Here is a 15,517-nt window from a genome sequence, read left to right as displayed (position 1 = left end):
GTTCGATGCCTCACCATCAATCCGAGTACGACGACGCCGAACCGAGCTTGGTCCGGCCGTACGCGCTCACCGAAGGTCGGACCCTGCCGTCCATCGACCTCCCACTCGAAGCGATCATCGCGACGATCGAAGACGCGGTCTCGAACAATCTTGCACCGCAGGATATTCGTGCATCGATCGTCGCACTCTGCGAGCAGCGGATCTCGGTTGCCGAGATCGCTGCCCACCTGGGTGTTCCGATCGGAGTCGTGCGGGTACTGGTCGCCGACCTCGTAGTAGCCGGATCACTGGAAATACATGCCACTCTGCGAAGCGACGCATCTCGAGTCGAGCGACGCGAACTGATCGAAAGGACCCTCAGTGGACTTCGGGCACTCTGACTCATCGTCTCGCGTGAAATCGACAAAAATCGTGATCGCCGGGGGTTTCGGTGTTGGCAAGACAACACTTGTGGGGACCGTCTCCGAAATCGTCCCCCTTCGCACGGAGGCCATGGTCACCGACGCCAGCGACGGTATCGACAATCTCGGATCCACTCCCGACAAGAGCACCACGACGGTCGCGATGGACTTCGGGCGCATCACTCTCGCCGACGACCTGGTCCTCTATCTGTTCGGAACCCCGGGACAGCGCCGCTTCTGGTTCATGTGGGACGACCTGATCACCGGTGCGATCGGTGCGGTCATTCTGGTCGACACGCGTCGCCTGGAAGACAGCTTCGCCGCAGTCGACTTCTTCGAGGCGCGAGGCCTCCCGTTCATCGTGGCGGTCAACCGTTTCGACGGCGCGCCAATCCATTCGGCGAGCGATCTCCGCCAGGCGTTGGCTCTACCCAACCGGGTTCCCATGATCGAGATCGACGCCCGAAACCGCGAATCAGCCAAACGCGCGCTGATCGCCGTCACCGAATACTCCCTCGAACGACTTGCAGCTGAAGCAGTCGTCTAGATGAATCACCAGATGCGAATCGTCGCCGAAAGGAACTGGCATGTCGGATGAAATGCACCATTTCTCGATGGGAATCTGGCTGCTCGGACTCGCCTACGTCGTGTCCGTGGTCGGGTCGGTAGTCGGCCTGGCGTGCACCAGGCATTCAGCGTCGGCGACGACAACCGCCACACGCATGCGATGGCTCGCCATGGCTGCCTTGTCGATCGGTGGCGTCGCCATCTGGCTCATGCATTTCATCGCCATGCTCGGATTCGCAGTCCCCGGCAGTCCCATTCGATACAACCTCGGATGGACCGTGATCTCCGCGATCATCTCAGTAGGGGCCGTGTTTGTCGGCCTGCTGATCATCGGGACCGAATTTCGCTGGACGCGGCTTCTGATCGGGGGCGTGGTAACCGGTCTCGCCGTGAACATCATGCATTACACGGGTATGCGCGCCTTGCGCTTTCAGGGCGAGATCCACTACGACCTGCTCTTCGTTGCACTGTCGGTTCTCATCGCAGTCGTCGCCGGAACCGCTGCACTGTGGTTCACCATGGTGCTCGAGTCCACGATTCTGCGTTTTGTCGCCGGAATCATCATGGGCATCGCCGTCGTCGGTATGCACTACACCGGAATGGCCGCTGTCGAGGTTGTTCACGACGCGGCAGCCCCGGCGCCACAGGGACTCGAAGTGTTCTCGTTCCTCTTCCCTGTCTTCGTTCTCGGCCTGCTGGCGTTGGCAGTTCCGATTGTCGCAGTGCTGACAGCACCCAACCGCGCGACGGCACGAATGGAATCCGCCGCCGACGATCTGGCGTTCGAAGCACGAGAGTTCGCGATCTCGAACTGAGCAGAGTACGGGGCGAGTTCACGTAAATCGACAACGCCCCGTACATTTCGGGGATGGTGGATGCCGGACACAACCCCCAGCCATCGACCCGCGCAACGCTCGTCGTGATCGGTGGTTTGCCGGCCACCGGCAAGTCGACGATCGCGCGGGCGCTTGCGCAGCGTCACCAAATCCCCTTCGTGCGGATCGATACCATCGAACAGACGCTGATCCGCAGCGGTATCGCTGACGCGTCCGGGACCGCTGGATACATCACCGGGTACGCGCTCGCCGCCGAACAATTGCGACTGGGACTTTCGGTCGTGGTCGAATGCGTCAACCCCGTCGAGGCGACACGAAACGCCTGGTCCGCTACCGCACAACATAATTCGGCGCGCCTGCTCGGTGTCGAGGTCATCTGTTCGGATCCCGACGAGCATCGCAGACGCGCTGAACGGCGAGTCGTCGACATCCCGGATCTCGTACTACCGACGTGGCAGGAAATTCTGGATCGAGACTACGAGCCGTGGACTACGGAACGGCTGGTGCTCGACACCGCAATCATGGACTCCGACAGTGCAGTACGACGCATCACAGCCAAGATGCTGTAGCGTGCGAGCTGCTCACAAGGTGAGAACGAAGAATGCGCTGTTCGGGTCTTCGCGGTAGTTCCCGAACGGTGGACAAGGCACGAACCCGAATTTCGCGTACAACCGGCGAGCTGGATCGAAGAACTCTTGCGTACCGGTCTCCAATTCGAGTTGCCGGTAACCTCGTTGTCTCGACTCGTCCACGACGTGTTGAAGAAGTCGCGTTCCCACGCCACGCCCCCTTGCTGCCGATGCCGTTCGCATCGACTTGATCTCGCCGCCCGCCGACGACCGTTCCTTGAGTGCGACGCAACCGAGTAACTCGTCACCTTCGCTCCACAGCGTCCACATGGTCACAGAGCTATCCATCAGCCCCGTGACGTCCAGCGCGTGAACGCTGTCCGCGGGCGAGGTCGCGTGCATGTCGGCGAGATGTTCGGTGAGTAGAGCACGGACCGCATCCCGACTCAGGTCGTCAATTTCGATTCGCACAGATCCTCACTGTCCTCTTCGCTTCCGGCAGTACCGAATGAAAGTATGACTGTCCTTCACTTCGCCGAAGGCTTGGCCCGAACGTGGATGCGTTCTCCTTGGGGGCCGAACAGACTCAGTACCTCGACCGGGCCGCGCCCGTCACTGCCGAACCAATGCGGGTTTCGGGTGTCGAATTCAGCAGCTTCACCCGTACCCATCACGATGTCGTGATCGGCCAACACCAACCGCAACCTCCCCGACAGCACGTACAGCCATTCGTAGCCGTCGTGCACTTGGGGATCCGGTTCCGTCTGGCTTGCCGGGATGGTCATCTTGAATGCCTGCAACCCACCCGGTTGCCGAGTCAGCGGCAATACCGTTCGCCCACTGACGCTTCGAGGCGCACTCTGGATGCGTGGATCGGCGACCTGCGGTGCCGCCACCAGTTGGTCCAACGGCACTTGGTGGGCAAGCGCGATCGGAAGCAGCAACTCCAAGCTCGGGCGACGCTCCCCCGCTTCGAGCCGCGACAGGGTGCTCTTCGAAATACCGGTGGACTCGGACAGCGCTGTGAGCGTGACGTTCCTCTGTGTACGAATGCGTTTGAGGCGCGCGCCGATCTGCGAGATGGCGGCATCGATGTGCGGACCGTTGACATTCATGGTGCCGAGTCTGACGACGATTCCCAGAAATGGCAACATTAGTTGCTGATGAACCTCCTCCGCGAGCAATCTGTGCTCATGCGAACACACACTGAAACTGAGATCCTCGACGCCGTGATCGTCGGCGGTGGCGCCGCCGGACTCAGCGCAGCCCTGGTGTTGGGTCGTGCTCGGCGCTCGGTCGCCGTCATCGATTCCGGCAAACCGCGCAACGCACCGGCAGCACACATGCACGGCTTCCTCTCGCGCGACGGCATGGCGCCACGTGAGTTGCTCGCCGTCGGACGCAGCGAATTGCAGACGTACGGAGTGGAATTGACACAAGATGACGTAGTCGACATCTCCTGGCGCGGTATCGAACCCGGCTTTGTCGTCGAACTTTCAGGAGGCACGACGCTCGAAACTCGTACTGTGCTGGTTGCCACCGGTCTACGGGATTCACTCCCGGAAATACAAGGCATCCAGGAGCTTTGGGGACAAAGCGTGCTCCATTGCCCGTACTGCCATGCGTACGAGATCAGCGACCAACCGATCGGCGTTCTCGGCGGCGACGCTCGCGAGATGTCACTTCACCAGGCGTTTCTACTCCGACAGTGGTCGTCGGATGTGACGTTATTCCCCGACAAGATCTCGCTCACCCCCGACGAACGCGCGCGACTGGCTGCCCGAGGAGTGACGGTTGCCGACGGATCGGTATCTGGATTGATCGGTGAGAGAGGCGAACTGAGGGCCGTCGAACTCGACAACGGCCAGTTGGTCCCTCGCTCAGCATTGTTCGTTGCGCCACGTTTCAATCCGAACGACACACATCTGACGCGACTCGGGTGCAAAACCGGCCCTACGGGATTCGCGGTTGTCGACCCTTCCGGCGCCACCAGCGTTCCGGGCGTCTGGGGCGCCGGCAACGTCGTCGACCCTCGCGCCCAGGTAATCAATGCTGCGGCGGCAGGTTCGACCGCGGCAATCGCGATCAACGGATATCTGGTCGAGCAAGACGTCGAATCGGCTCTTCGTTCGACCGAGCCGGAAGGGGGCTTCTCGGCGACCGTGGAGCAACGCGTCTGCGAGTTGAACGGCGGCAGCGCCCTCCACGGCATGTGACCGAGGTGTCTACGTCGCGGGGCCGCCGTGCAACTTCTCGTAGGCGGCCTTCTCGGCGTCGTGGCGCGAGATCTTCTTCGGGTTCTCGAGGTCGGAAGGCAAACCGTGACGCTCGAGGCGACGCGACCTGTTCTGAGCCATGTAGGAGACCGAATAGAACAGTGCCAGAAGCACTCCGAGCAGCACCATCGATGCCCGCAGGGCCCACGGTCCGGGGAAGAGCATGAAGGCCGCGAACACTGGAATGAACGGCACCATGCTTCGGATCAGGTGACGCGGCACGGCCCAGTCACCGATCAGGTCGTTTCGTACCCAGTCCTGCATCGAATCGGGCAGCTTGCGCCCCACTGAATAACCCAACCACTGAAGAGGATTCGGGCTCGTACGTTGCTTTTTGGAAGTCACGGAAGTCACCTGTTCGGTACGCATCGACGGTACTGACGCAGTCATCACGTTTCTTTCGGATGCAGTCATCACATTTCTCTCATTGGTCCAAGGCTCCGGCGCGGAGCGCGGCCTCGTTGACCCGCGTCAGAACATTGTGGAGTTCTTCGAGTTCGGCGAGGCTGACGCCGAGCTTCGCGACAACCGCCGGCGGGATCTTCTCCGCCTCCGCGCGCAGTGCCACACCGGCTTCGGTGAGGTCCACGTCCAGTTGCCGTTCGTCGGCGCGGCTACGGGTTCGCGTGATCAGCCCGGACGCCTCGAGTCGCTTGAGGAGCGGCGACAGCGTCGGCGAATCGAGTTGCAGTGCCTGCCCGATTTCCTTGACCGCCATCGGCGACTTTCCCCACAGTGCCAGCATCACCAGGTACTGGGGATGCGTGAGGCCCATCGGCTCGAGCAGTGGCCGGTAGACGGACAGCACCGCCCGGTTCGCGACCGCAAGTGCAAAGCACACCTGCCGGTCGAGAGCCAGCGGATCATCCATCTGCGTCTGCGGAGCCTTCGTCGTCATGAATCCGATGTTATCAGATTAATTAGTGCAGCAACTATTATTGCACTAATCAATCTGGCGACGATCGTCACTCTTCTCCAACGTCGACGTGGGTTGCCCGGTGAGACCCACGTGCGCTTCCGCCCTCATTCGCTCCACCATGTGCGGGTAGTGCAGCTCGAACGCCGGACGCTCACTGCGGATGCGCGGTAACTCGGTGAAGTTGTGACGCGGCGGCGGGCAGGTGGTTGCCCACTCCAGCGAGTTTCCGTAACCCCACGGATCGTCGACGGTGACAACTTCGCCGTAGCGGTAGCTCTTGAAAACGTTCCAGATGAACGGAAGCGTCGAGGCACCGAGCACGAAGGCAAAGATCGTGGACACCGAGTTCAGCACCGTGAACCCGTCCGAGGGCAGGTAGTCGGCATAGCGACGCGGCATCCCCTCGCCGCCGAGCCAGTGCTGAACGAGGAACGTGCCGTGGAAACCGACGAACGTGGTCCAGAAGTGCCACTTGCCGAGACGCTCGTCCATCATGCGACCGGTCATCTTCGGGAACCAGAAGTAGATACCGGCGTACGTGGCGAACACGACCGTACCGAAGACCACGTAATGGAAGTGGGCGACGACAAAATACGTGTCGGTGACATGGAAGTCGATCGGCGGGCTCGCGAGAATGACACCCGACAGACCACCGAATAGGAAGGTGATCAAGAAGCCGACCGAGAACAGCATCGGCGACTCGAAGGTCAACTGCCCCTTCCACATCGTGCCGATCCAGTTGAAGATCTTCACACCTGTCGGCACGGCGATCAGGAACGTCATGAACGAGAAGTACGGCAGGAGAACAGCACCCGTCGCGTACATGTGGTGAGCCCACACCGCGATCGACAGAGCTGAAATCGCCAGTGTCGCATAGACCAATCCGGTGTACCCGAAGATCGGCTTACGGCTGAAGACCGGGAAGATCTCCGAGACGATGCCGAAGAACGGCAGCGCGATGATGTACACCTCGGGGTGACCGAAGAACCAGAACAGGTGCTGCCACAACAGAACTCCACCCGACGCAGGGTCGAAGATGTGTCCACCGAGGTGACGGTCGACGAACAGACCCATGAACGCAGCGGTCAGCAACGGGAACGCCATCAAGATCAGAATGCTGGTGATGAAGATGTTCCACGTGAAGATGGACATCCGAAACATCGTCATACCTGGTGCGCGCAGGCAGATCACGGTGGTGATCATGTTGACCGCACCGAGAATGGTGCCGAGGCCACCGACCGTCAGACCGAAGACCCACAGGTCGGCGCCGACGCCGGGACTGTGCACCGCACCCGACAACGGGGTATACGCGGTCCAACCGAAGTCGGCAGCGCCGCCCGGCGTAAGGAATCCGCCGAGAACGATGAGACCACCAAAAGTGAAGAGCCAGAACCCGAATGCGTTCAGACGCGGGAACGCCACGTCCGGGGCACCGATCTGCAGCGGAAGTATGTAGTTCGCGAAGCCGAAAACGACGGGCGTCGCGTACAGCAGCAACATGATCGTGCCGTGCATGGTGAACAACTGGTTGAACTGCTCGTTCGAGAGGAACTGCATCCCGGGGACAGCCAGTTCCGCACGCATGAACAGGGCCATCAGGCCGCCGATCAGGAAGAACACGAAAGCCGTGATCATGTACATGATCCCGATCTTCTTGTGATCGGTGGTCTTGATCATGTCGAACATCCACGACCCCTTGGGATCACGGCGCTTCGGGTACGGCCGCTCCGGAATCGGCTCCAACTCTCCGGTCCGCTCGTCCGGCACCGTTGTCGTCATGCTCGCGCGTCCTCTTTCGTGCTCGATACCGCCTCAAGAACTTTCCGCACGACCATATCGCATGTTAATAGTTAATGCACAAACTAAGTGTGGTCGACGTGAGCATCTATCGAAAACCGAACGTACGCAACCTTTTGCAGATTTCGGTGAGATAAAGTCAGGCGGCGGAATAGGTCGAGGGTCCGCCGCGTTGAACAAACCCGTGACTCTTCCCGACACATCGACAGCACCCGAGGCCTCCGCGTTGCGCGGCCTCTTCGAGCCTTTCGAGGTCAAATCACTCTCGTTGCGTAACCGTTTCGCCATGGCCCCGATGACGCGCGCCTTCTCGCCGGACGGAATCCCCGGCGCCGACGTAGCCGAGTACTACCGTCGTCGCGCAGCAGGTGGTGTCGGCTTGATCATCACCGAAGGCACGTACATCCCGGACCCGGCAGCCGGCCCGCACACCCGCGTACCGCGCATCTACGGCGATTCGAGCCTGGGTGGCTGGAAGTCGGTTGTCGACGCCGTCCACGCCGAAGGCGGATCGATCATTCCTCAGCTGTGGCACCTCGGAGTCGAACGCGGCGAGAACTCGCGCCTGAACCCCGAGGTCGAAACCGTCAGCCCCTCCGGCCTGGCACTGGACGGCACCCGCCTGGGACGAGAATTCACCACCTCTGACCTCGACGACTTGAAGCAGTCGTGGGTCGACGCCGCACTCAACGCGAAGAACACCGGCTTCGACGGTCTCGAGTTGCACGGAGCACATGGCTACCTGCTCGACGAATTTCTCTGGGCGGGAACCAATGTCCGAACCGACGGATACGGCGGATCACTCGAGGCCCGCACCCGTTTCCCGGCCGAGGTCGTCGCCGCAATCCGAGAGGCCGTCGGGGACGAGTTCGCGATCGTCTACCGATTCTCGCAGTGGAAGTCCGGCCATTACGACGCTCGTATCGCCCAGAGCCCGGCAGAACTCGGCCGCATCCTCACTCCCCTGGTCGACGCCGGCGTCGACGTTCTGCATCCGTCCACGAGGCGTCATTGGGAACCGGCATTCACTGAACTCGACGGTGAAGACGGCACACTCGGCCTCGCCGGTTGGACGAAGAAGCTGACCGGGTTGCCGACCATCACCGTCGGTTCGGTCGGACTCGATTCCGTGTTCACGACGGCATTCACCGGCGACGCTGCATCTGCCGTCACCGGGCTGGAGCGTCTCGAAGCTCAGTACGAGAGGGGTGAATTCGACATGGTTGCCATCGGGCGCGCGCTGCTCGCCGATCCCGAGTGGGTCGAGAAGCTCCGCACCGGACGCGCGGACGAGCACATCGCATTCACCGCAGAACATCGCACGCACCTGAACTGACCTCGCACGACAAAACGGCACTCCCGCAATTGCGGGAGTGCCGTTTGTGGGTCTGCCGGAAGTACTAGCTGCCGAGCGTGACCGGGTCGGGGCCGATGCGGCCGGCCGGGTCGTCGAGAGCACCGATCGCGTTGATCTGTTCCGGTGTCAGTTCGAATCCGAAGACATCGAAGTTGGCGGCGATACGTTCGGGGGTCACCGACTTCGGAATCACCACGTTTCCGATCTGCAGGTGCCAGCGAATGATCACCTGAGCCGCGGTGACGCCATGAGCGTCGGCGATAGCGGTGATGACGGGGTCGCCGAGAACGGTTCCCTGTCCGAGCGGGCTCCACGCTTCCGTCGCGATTCCCTTGCCGGTGTGAAAGGCGCGCAGTTCTGCCTGGTTGAACTTGGGGTGAAGCTCGATCTGATTGAGGACCGGCACCTCACCGGTTTCGCCGATGACGCGCTCGAGGTTCTCGATGGTGAAGTTGGAGACGCCGATGGATCGAACCCGTCCGTCGGCCTTGAGCTTCTGGAATGCCTTGAACGTCTCGACGTACAGGTCCTTGGACGGAACCGGCCAGTGGATCAGGTACAGGTCGAGGTACTCGAGACCCAACTTGTCGAGGCTGGCGTCGAATGCCGCAAGCGTCGAGTCGTAGCCCTGATCGTCGTTCCACAGTTTTGTCGTGATGTAAAGGTCTTCGCGGGCGATGCCGGATTCGGCGATCGCGCGGCCGACGCCCACCTCGTTGCCGTAGATCTTGGCGGTGTCGATACTGCGGTAGCCGGTCTTCAGGGCTGTGGAGACGGCCTCCTGCGTCTCGTCGTCCGGAACCTGGAACACACCGAATCCGAGTGCGGGGATCGTCTTACCGTCGTTCAGAACAATGGTCGGTACAGAGGTCACATCGTTGGTCTCGGTCATATATGGATCCAACGCGCGAGGGCCGGGAGGCATTCCCCGCCGAACCTCCGGGCAGTGCCCTTGTACCGCCCGAAATGCCGGTCTACCTTGGAAGACAAGTATTGGAATCGCCTCGAGAAAAGAGAGAGCGATGAATCTTTCATATCGTCTCGCCTACAAGGTCGGCGTCACTCCGTGGGAGCACACCGGGCACGGGTTCGACGCTCAACTGTCCGGCCTTCTGGATGCGATTCCCGTCCCGGAAGGTGGCCGTGCACTCGATATCGGTTGCGGCACCGGACGCCATTCCATCGAGCTGGCGCAACGCGGGTGGCACGTCACCGGCGTCGACGCCGAACAGGAACCGCTGGACAAAGCGCGCATACACGCGCGTGAAGCACACGTCGACGTCCGGTTCCTCCACGAGGACGCGGCAGACCTGCACATCGCTGTCGACGGCGGGCACCTGCTGGTGCTCGACATCGGCTGTTTTCACGGGCTCACCGATCATCAACGGCGGGACTACGGGAGATCCGTAAATGCGATCACCGCACCGGGAGCGTCCATGGTGATGTTCGCATTCGGACCGGGGCACCGTTGGCCGATGCCACACGGCGTCTCGGAGGAGGACGTCATGCGTGCATTCGACGGTTGGTCGATGGCCTCGAGCATGGCCGCGGACGTGAGTGAATCGCCACTTCCGGTCCGTGCGGCACATCCGTGCTGGTATCACCTGGTCCGTGGCTGACTGCTGTGCGCCTTTATTAACCGCCCGCGGTTAATAAAGGCGCACAGCACCGGGGATACTTCTCAGGTGACTGCAACACTGCGCATCAGCGGCCTCTCTGCTTCCCGGGGAGAACGCACCCTGTTCTCCGACCTCGACCTCACCGTTGCCCCCGGCGACGTCATCGGCCTCGTCGGCGCGAACGGCGCCGGCAAGTCGACGCTTCTCACCGCACTGGCCGGAATCGGAACTGCCGACGTCGAAGGTTCGATCATCCTCAGCCCGCCGGATGCTGCGGTCGGTTACCTCGCGCAGGAACCCGATCGCATCGAGGGTGAGACCGTCCTCGAGTTCCTCGGCCGCCGCACCGGCGTCGCCCACGCCGAGGAAGTCATGAACGCCGCAGCCGAAACCCTGGCCGAAGCCGAAGAGGATCTGTACTCCCCGGCACTGGAACGCTGGCTCGCTCTCGGCGGCGCCGACCTGCTCGAGCGCGCCGAGAAGGTGGTCGAAGAACTCGGTCTCGGAGTTCCACTCGATGCACATATGACGGCATTGTCCGGCGGTCAGGCCGCGCGCGCCGGCCTCGCGTCACTGTTGCTTTCGCGCTACGACATTCTCTTGTTGGACGAGCCCACCAACGATCTCGACCTACGCGGTCTCGAGCAGTTGGAGCGATTTGTCGCCGAGACGCGCGCAGCACTGGTTGTCGTGAGCCACGATCGCGAGTTCCTCTCGCGCACCGTCACCGGAATCGTGGAACTCGATCTGGCACAACAGGACATCGCCGTGTACGACGGCGGCTACGAGTCGTACCTCGCCGAACGCGAGATCGCCCGCCAGCACGCACGCGAGGCGTTCGAGGAATACGCAGGCACCCGCTCCGATCTCGAAGATCGCGCACAGATGCAGCGCAACTGGATGGAACACGGCGTCCGCAACGCGCGTCGTAAAGCCAAGGACAACGACAAGATCGGACGCGGATTGCGGACCGAGTCGACGGAGAAGCAAGCCGCGAAGGCCCGCCAGACTCAACGCCGCATCGAGCGACTCGAAGTCGTCGAGGAACCGCGCAAGGAGTGGGAACTTCGCATGGAGATCGCGGCGGCGCCGCGGTCCGGTTCCGTTGTCGCAACCACGAACGGCGCCAAGGTAACTCGCGGTCAGTTCACGTTCGGTCCGGTCACGACGCAGATCGACTGGGGCGATCGGATTCTCGTCACGGGCGCGAACGGGGCAGGCAAGACCACCCTCCTGAACGTCCTGCTCGGCAAACTCGTCCCGGACGAGGGCATCGCGTCGCTGGGTTCCGGTGTCGCGATCGGTGAGATCGATCAGGCGCGTGGATTGTTCGAAGGTGATCAACCAGTCGTGGAGGCCTTCGGTGCGCAGGTTCCGGACTGGCCCGATGCCGATGTCCGCACTCTCCTCGCCAAGTTCGGCCTGCGCGGACACCACGTACTCAGATCTGCCGCTTCCCTGTCCCCCGGCGAGAGAACAAGGGCTGCACTTGCTTTGCTCCAGGCTCGCGGCGTGAACCTACTGGTACTGGACGAGCCGACGAACCATCTCGACCTTCCGGCGATCGAACAGCTCGAGCAGGCAATGGAGTCGTTCGAGGGAACCCTCCTTCTGGTCACTCACGATCGACGCATGCTGCAGTCCACCCGAAGCACGCGCCGGTGGCGAATGGAGAACGGACAGCTCTTCGAGGAGTAGCCGATCGACTCTGCTTGCGCAGACAACCCGCGTGTGCAACTATTTATCAGGCGCACGCAATAGTTGCATGCGCGGCATAGGTGGCCCGCGGATGACATGATCCCCCGTCGAGCTGCCACATCCCAGTCCCGAAAGGCACTCTTCAATGTTGTCGATCCCCGACCGCACACTGACTCACGGAACCACCGGCGAGCCGATCACCATCCCGCAACTCGGGTACGGCGTTTTCCAGGTACCGGACGCACAGACCGAAGAGGTCACTGCCGCAGCTCTCGAGATCGGCTACCGCCACATCGACACGGCCGCGATCTACGGAAATGAAGCCGGGGTCGGCCGCGCCATCGCAGGTTCGGATATCCCTAGGTCAGAGCTGTTCGTCACCACCAAGCTGTGGAATGACGATCAGGGCCACGACCGAACACTCGCCGCTTTCGACACCAGCCTCGACAAGCTCGGACTCGACTACGTCGACCTCTATCTGATTCACTGGCCCGCGCCGGCAAAGGGCCTGTTCGTCGAGACCTGGGCGGCATTCGAGCAAATTCTCGCCTCCGGCCGCACCCGGGCGATCGGTGTGTCCAACTTCCTGCCCGAGCATCTCGAACTGCTGGCCGAGCACAGCTCGATCACCCCGGCCGTCAACCAGATCGAATTGCACCCCAGACTGCAACAGCACGCGTCACGGGAGTACGCGCGAAGTCGCGGCATCGAAATCGAGGCTTGGAGCCCATTGGGACAGGGAACCATCCTGGACGACCCGGCCATCGGGAAAATTGCTGCAGCACACGGCAAGAGCCCGGCACAGATCATTCTGCGTTGGCATCTCGAACAGGGCCACACCGTTCTGTCGAAGTCGGTCACGCCTGCCCGCATGCGCGACAACGCCGCAATCTTCGACTTCGCACTCGATGCCGACGAGTCAGCTGCAATCGCAGCGCTGAACACCGACAGCCGTGTCGGACCCGATCCAGTCGAATTGAACTGAATCGAAACGGCTTCAAGAATTTTCGTGGGGAGTCAACGTCAGCAGCACAGAATCGACGGACTGCTCGGCCAGGAGCGCGTCCAGCGGTAAGTGACGGAACAACGCTCGGTAATAGATCGGCGACGCCAGCGCGTCCAGGACGAAGTCCAGGTCGAAGTCGCTCCGTATGTCGCCGCGTAGGCGCGCCGATTCCAGCACTGCCGCAGTGGAATCGCGTCGAGGCTGAAAGAATGCCGACTGGAAATCCCGCGCCAATTCCGGGTCCGCCGCCAGATCCGCGACCAACGCGGGCAGGATCCGACCGACTACCGTTTCGCTCAGCCCCACAACCAATGTCGTGATGCCGGCGACCAGGTCTGCCCTGAGATCGCCGGTGTCCGGCGTTGGATCAGTGCCGATGTGCGCCACGACAACGTCGACCACCAGATGCCGCTTCGACGGCCATCTCCGGTAGATGGCGGGTCGATGCACGCCCGCTCTCGTCGCCACCGAACCGATCGACAGCTCCGCATATCCGTTCTCCCCCAACAACTCCAGGGTTGCCGCCAGAACGGCGTCGTCGATCCGCTCGTCGCGGGCGCGCACCATCTACAGCACCGGCCGCGGCATGAGCACCAGACGCCAGCCGTCGGGATCTTCGAAAGTCATCCCCGCATTCTCCTCCCAGTACGGATTCTCGGCGCCAACGGGTTCGTGCCCTGCTTCCCCCAACCTCTGAACTACCTCGTACATCGCCGACTCGCCGGCGAAGTAGAGCACCAACAGGTTGTCCTGCGTCGGCGCCGGGCACGGGCTTCCGTCTTCGTGGGTCGTGAATTCGAGGTGATAGTTCGAATCCGGCAGACCCAGCATGATTCCGTCGTACCCGGCATGACCGGAGAACCGGTAGAGCTCTGGCAATCCCAGACAGTCGCGATAGAACGTAATCACGTCGTCGAGCCTGTCGGTGGGTCGCGCTACGCGCACTTGCACTACTGCGAGGTCGTTCGGCCAAGCTATCATTCCAAAACAGTACAGTACGTACCGTAATGTTTCGAGAAGATGGCTGCCAGCCTCCCGACGGCAGCTCGCTGCAACTACAAGCGATCATTCTCCGGAAACGCCGCCTTGGGCATGAACTTCGGCCTGGCGAACAGCACAGACAGTTTAGTGGGCTGCGACTCCACCGGGCGATCGGACCGGTACAGCAACGCCTGCTGCGGGGTACTCAACCATTCACTGGCGAAGATCTCACCGAGGCGCGAAACCGGCACGTGCGACCCGTCCTCGAGTCGAACGGTGACGTCCGCCCCGATGTCCGACTGGCCGTACACGACCCACCACGATTCGCCTTCCACATCCCCCGGAGTGTGCTGCCCGATACCGATGACTGCACCCTTCTCCATCGGATCGCGCCAGACCGCGTCGCGCCCTTGCGGTCCCACGCAGTAGCTACCATCCTCGCGCACCTGCACGACCAGGCCGGACTTTTCGAGCACCAACTGTTCGACCACTATGCCAAGCCCCTTCCGTTGCCCGAACCTTATCCGCCGGCACGCCCCAGAAGCCGAACAATCGCGGTTCGTGTTGACAAACTGTTGGGTTTTTACAACACTTTGATGCATGAGCCCAGTCCGGCGGGGAGACGCGCTCCCCATCTTCAATCGCATCGGAGTGCTTCGCGCCGAGCGGAAGATGAGCCGGGCACAGCTTGCGCAACTCGTCGACGTGAATCCGCAGACGGTGGGGGCACTCGAACGCGGTGACCACTACCCCAGCCTGGATCTTGCATTCCGAATCTGCTGGGTGTTCGACCTCCCGGTGGAGGCGGTGTTCTCCCGGACGGAGTTCGGGCCGCTGTCGACGGAGGTCTACCGGAATGCACCGTCGACGGAGGTCTACCGATCTGACCGCACTACCGAGGGGAGTGAAAAGCCAAGTGCCTGAATCAAATCTGATCGACCGCTACCAGGCCCACCGCACTCGGCGGTTCCTGCAGAACGAGGAGACGTTCCGACATTGGCTCCCGAATTGGCGAACCCGTCGACGTCGGCGCGTACTCGTCGTCGCCCTGGCGGTCCTGTTCACCACGATGGTTGCCGTCAGCACAGCATGCCTGTTCAATCCGCTCTTCGCCGTGGCATGGCCGGTCCTCACCCTGCTGTTCCTGCCGACGTGGTCCTCACTTCAAATCGTGTCGGGCCGGCAAGGGGATGCTCCGCGGCAGGCGTTGGACGAATGGGAGATCCAGCAACGCAACGACGCTCGCTCCGTCGGGCTCAGCGTGACCCAAACGTTGGTCTTCATTGTCGCCATTTTCCTCATTTTCACCTCGTCGGTGCAGTGGAATGTAGAGAGGCTGCCTTACACGGGAGGTTTATTGGCACTGACTGCAATGCTGATCGGCGCGTGCACGCCCGCGATGATTCTCTCGTGGACCAATCCAGACCCGGATCCGATTGATTCGGAAGAGTTCGATCTCTGACCCGTATTACCGAAGCGCACCACTCGACC

The 15,517-nt window shown here is 61.8% G+C and carries 20 protein-coding genes; 11 read left to right on the top strand and 9 right to left on the bottom strand.

Translation table 11 applies throughout. The features are described 5' to 3' along the window. Positions 1 to 5: 5 nt before the first annotated feature. The 4 genes from ABIE52_RS29510 to ABIE52_RS29495 are packed head-to-tail and all read left to right on the top strand — an operon-like array spanning position 6 to position 2,373. Positions 6 to 380 (top strand): DUF742 domain-containing protein, encoded by a 375-nt coding sequence (locus tag ABIE52_RS29510; RefSeq protein ID WP_007727785.1) that lies wholly within the window; start codon positions 6 to 8, stop codon positions 378 to 380. Then, complete coding sequence (locus tag ABIE52_RS29505; RefSeq protein WP_003940118.1) at positions 361 to 948, top strand: GTP-binding protein; 588 nt, start codon at positions 361 to 363, stop codon at positions 946 to 948. Before ABIE52_RS29510 ends, ABIE52_RS29505 begins: the two co-directional genes overlap by 20 nt. A gap of 40 nt (positions 949 to 988) precedes the next feature. Then, positions 989 to 1,783, top strand: coding sequence for an MHYT domain-containing protein (locus ABIE52_RS29500; RefSeq protein ID WP_003939865.1), 795 nt, complete (start codon positions 989 to 991; stop codon positions 1,781 to 1,783). A gap of 53 nt (positions 1,784 to 1,836) precedes the next feature. Then, positions 1,837 to 2,373, top strand: coding sequence for a P-loop nucleotide/nucleoside kinase family protein (locus tag ABIE52_RS29495; RefSeq protein WP_064443865.1), 537 nt, complete (start codon positions 1,837 to 1,839; stop codon positions 2,371 to 2,373). Between the two features lie 12 nt (positions 2,374 to 2,385). On the opposite strand, the gene ABIE52_RS29490 is transcribed toward ABIE52_RS29495, so the two are convergent. Next, complete coding sequence (locus ABIE52_RS29490) at positions 2,386 to 2,844, bottom strand: GNAT family N-acetyltransferase (RefSeq protein WP_064443864.1); 459 nt, start codon at positions 2,842 to 2,844, stop codon at positions 2,386 to 2,388. A 56-nt stretch (positions 2,845 to 2,900) separates the two neighbouring features. Continuing rightward, on the bottom strand, positions 2,901 to 3,527 hold the full coding sequence (locus tag ABIE52_RS29485; protein WP_003940282.1) for a helix-turn-helix domain-containing protein: 627 nt from the start codon (positions 3,525 to 3,527) through the stop codon (positions 2,901 to 2,903). Positions 3,528 to 3,560: 33 nt separating this feature from the next. On the opposite strand from ABIE52_RS29485, the gene ABIE52_RS29480 reads away from it, so the two are divergent. Continuing rightward, positions 3,561 to 4,589, top strand: coding sequence for an NAD(P)/FAD-dependent oxidoreductase (locus ABIE52_RS29480; protein ID WP_064444227.1), 1,029 nt, complete (start codon positions 3,561 to 3,563; stop codon positions 4,587 to 4,589). A gap of 9 nt (positions 4,590 to 4,598) precedes the next feature. On the opposite strand, the gene ABIE52_RS29475 is transcribed toward ABIE52_RS29480, so the two are convergent. Genes ABIE52_RS29475 through ctaD form a run of 3 tightly spaced genes read right to left on the bottom strand, consistent with a single transcriptional unit; the run spans position 4,599 to position 7,347 of the window. Then, entirely contained in the window at positions 4,599 to 5,039 is a 441-nt protein-coding gene (locus tag ABIE52_RS29475) for a DUF5313 family protein (protein WP_223304421.1), read from the bottom strand. A 34-nt stretch (positions 5,040 to 5,073) separates the two neighbouring features. Beyond that, positions 5,074 to 5,547, bottom strand: a complete 474-nt coding sequence (locus ABIE52_RS29470; RefSeq protein ID WP_003939892.1) for a MarR family winged helix-turn-helix transcriptional regulator — start codon at positions 5,545 to 5,547, stop codon at positions 5,074 to 5,076. Between the two features lie 45 nt (positions 5,548 to 5,592). Then, the gene (ctaD, locus tag ABIE52_RS29465; protein WP_046379038.1) at positions 5,593 to 7,347 is read right to left on the bottom strand and encodes an aa3-type cytochrome oxidase subunit I; all 1,755 of its coding nucleotides are present in this window, start codon (positions 7,345 to 7,347) and stop codon (positions 5,593 to 5,595) included. 202 nt (positions 7,348 to 7,549) lie between these two features. Here ctaD and ABIE52_RS29460 point away from each other — a divergent pair, with 202 nt between their 5' ends. Then, complete coding sequence (locus ABIE52_RS29460) at positions 7,550 to 8,701, top strand: NADH:flavin oxidoreductase (protein ID WP_064443863.1); 1,152 nt, start codon at positions 7,550 to 7,552, stop codon at positions 8,699 to 8,701. A gap of 64 nt (positions 8,702 to 8,765) precedes the next feature. Here the strand turns inward: ABIE52_RS29460 and ABIE52_RS29455 are convergent, their stop codons facing one another. Next, positions 8,766 to 9,614, bottom strand: a complete 849-nt coding sequence (locus ABIE52_RS29455) for an aldo/keto reductase (RefSeq protein WP_037128502.1) — start codon at positions 9,612 to 9,614, stop codon at positions 8,766 to 8,768. 130 nt (positions 9,615 to 9,744) lie between these two features. Here ABIE52_RS29455 and ABIE52_RS29450 point away from each other — a divergent pair, with 130 nt between their 5' ends. The 3 genes from ABIE52_RS29450 to ABIE52_RS29440 all read left to right on the top strand — a co-directional run bounded on the left by ABIE52_RS29450 (position 9,745) and on the right by ABIE52_RS29440 (position 13,024). Next, complete coding sequence (locus ABIE52_RS29450) at positions 9,745 to 10,341, top strand: class I SAM-dependent methyltransferase (RefSeq protein WP_054188857.1); 597 nt, start codon at positions 9,745 to 9,747, stop codon at positions 10,339 to 10,341. 66 nt (positions 10,342 to 10,407) lie between these two features. Further along, the gene (locus ABIE52_RS29445) at positions 10,408 to 12,039 is read left to right on the top strand and encodes an ABC-F family ATP-binding cassette domain-containing protein (RefSeq protein WP_030535395.1); all 1,632 of its coding nucleotides are present in this window, start codon (positions 10,408 to 10,410) and stop codon (positions 12,037 to 12,039) included. A gap of 145 nt (positions 12,040 to 12,184) precedes the next feature. Continuing rightward, complete coding sequence (locus ABIE52_RS29440) at positions 12,185 to 13,024, top strand: aldo/keto reductase (RefSeq protein ID WP_058037842.1); 840 nt, start codon at positions 12,185 to 12,187, stop codon at positions 13,022 to 13,024. Between the two features lie 12 nt (positions 13,025 to 13,036). Here the strand turns inward: ABIE52_RS29440 and ABIE52_RS29435 are convergent, their stop codons facing one another. The 3 genes from ABIE52_RS29435 to ABIE52_RS29425 form a co-directional block, all read right to left on the bottom strand. Next, positions 13,037 to 13,612, bottom strand: a complete 576-nt coding sequence (locus ABIE52_RS29435; RefSeq protein ID WP_007733408.1) for a TetR/AcrR family transcriptional regulator — start codon at positions 13,610 to 13,612, stop codon at positions 13,037 to 13,039. After that, positions 13,613 to 14,026: a VOC family protein gene (locus ABIE52_RS29430; RefSeq protein WP_064443862.1), complete on the bottom strand. Its 414-nt coding sequence runs from the start codon at positions 14,024 to 14,026 to the stop codon at positions 13,613 to 13,615. 74 nt (positions 14,027 to 14,100) lie between these two features. After that, complete coding sequence (locus tag ABIE52_RS29425) at positions 14,101 to 14,517, bottom strand: hypothetical protein (RefSeq protein WP_230691721.1); 417 nt, start codon at positions 14,515 to 14,517, stop codon at positions 14,101 to 14,103. Between the two features lie 109 nt (positions 14,518 to 14,626). Here ABIE52_RS29425 and ABIE52_RS29420 point away from each other — a divergent pair, with 109 nt between their 5' ends. Next, positions 14,627 to 14,950, top strand: a complete 324-nt coding sequence (locus tag ABIE52_RS29420) for a helix-turn-helix transcriptional regulator (RefSeq protein WP_003940147.1) — start codon at positions 14,627 to 14,629, stop codon at positions 14,948 to 14,950. After that, entirely contained in the window at positions 14,943 to 15,488 is a 546-nt protein-coding gene (locus ABIE52_RS29415) for a hypothetical protein (RefSeq protein WP_003939943.1), read from the top strand. Before ABIE52_RS29420 ends, ABIE52_RS29415 begins: the two co-directional genes overlap by 8 nt. The last annotated feature ends 29 nt before the right edge of the window (positions 15,489 to 15,517 follow it).

Origin of the sequence: Rhodococcus sp. OAS809, assembly GCF_040546695.1 — a bacterium.
Classification (GTDB): domain Bacteria; phylum Actinomycetota; class Actinomycetes; order Mycobacteriales; family Mycobacteriaceae; genus Rhodococcus_F; species Rhodococcus_F qingshengii.
Note: the sequence above shows the minus strand (reverse complement) of the source record. Positions and strands in the feature narration are given on the sequence as shown.

Bases quoted from the DNA above. Each gene is read 5' to 3' on its own strand.
- ABIE52_RS29435 (WP_007733408.1), bottom strand. From the start codon at position 13,612: ATGGTGCGCGCCCGCGACGAGCGGATCGACGACGCCGTTCTGGCGGCA.
- ABIE52_RS29470 (WP_003939892.1), bottom strand. From the start codon at position 5,547: ATGACGACGAAGGCTCCGCAGACGCAGATGGATGATCCGCTGGCTCTC.
- ABIE52_RS29495 (WP_064443865.1), top strand. From the start codon at position 1,837: ATGGTGGATGCCGGACACAACCCCCAGCCATCGACCCGCGCAACGCTC.
- ABIE52_RS29440 (WP_058037842.1), top strand. From the start codon at position 12,185: ATGTTGTCGATCCCCGACCGCACACTGACTCACGGAACCACCGGCGAG.
- ABIE52_RS29510 (WP_007727785.1), top strand. From the start codon at position 6: ATGCCTCACCATCAATCCGAGTACGACGACGCCGAACCGAGCTTGGTC.
- ABIE52_RS29485 (WP_003940282.1), bottom strand. From the start codon at position 3,527: ATGTTGCCATTTCTGGGAATCGTCGTCAGACTCGGCACCATGAATGTC.
- ABIE52_RS29500 (WP_003939865.1), top strand. From the start codon at position 989: ATGTCGGATGAAATGCACCATTTCTCGATGGGAATCTGGCTGCTCGGA.
- ABIE52_RS29430 (WP_064443862.1), bottom strand. From the start codon at position 14,026: ATGATAGCTTGGCCGAACGACCTCGCAGTAGTGCAAGTGCGCGTAGCG.
- ABIE52_RS29450 (WP_054188857.1), top strand. From the start codon at position 9,745: ATGAATCTTTCATATCGTCTCGCCTACAAGGTCGGCGTCACTCCGTGG.
- ctaD (WP_046379038.1), bottom strand. From the start codon at position 7,347: ATGACGACAACGGTGCCGGACGAGCGGACCGGAGAGTTGGAGCCGATT.
- ABIE52_RS29420 (WP_003940147.1), top strand. From the start codon at position 14,627: ATGAGCCCAGTCCGGCGGGGAGACGCGCTCCCCATCTTCAATCGCATC.
- ABIE52_RS29455 (WP_037128502.1), bottom strand. From the start codon at position 9,614: ATGACCGAGACCAACGATGTGACCTCTGTACCGACCATTGTTCTGAAC.
- ABIE52_RS29475 (WP_223304421.1), bottom strand. From the start codon at position 5,039: ATGACTGCGTCAGTACCGTCGATGCGTACCGAACAGGTGACTTCCGTG.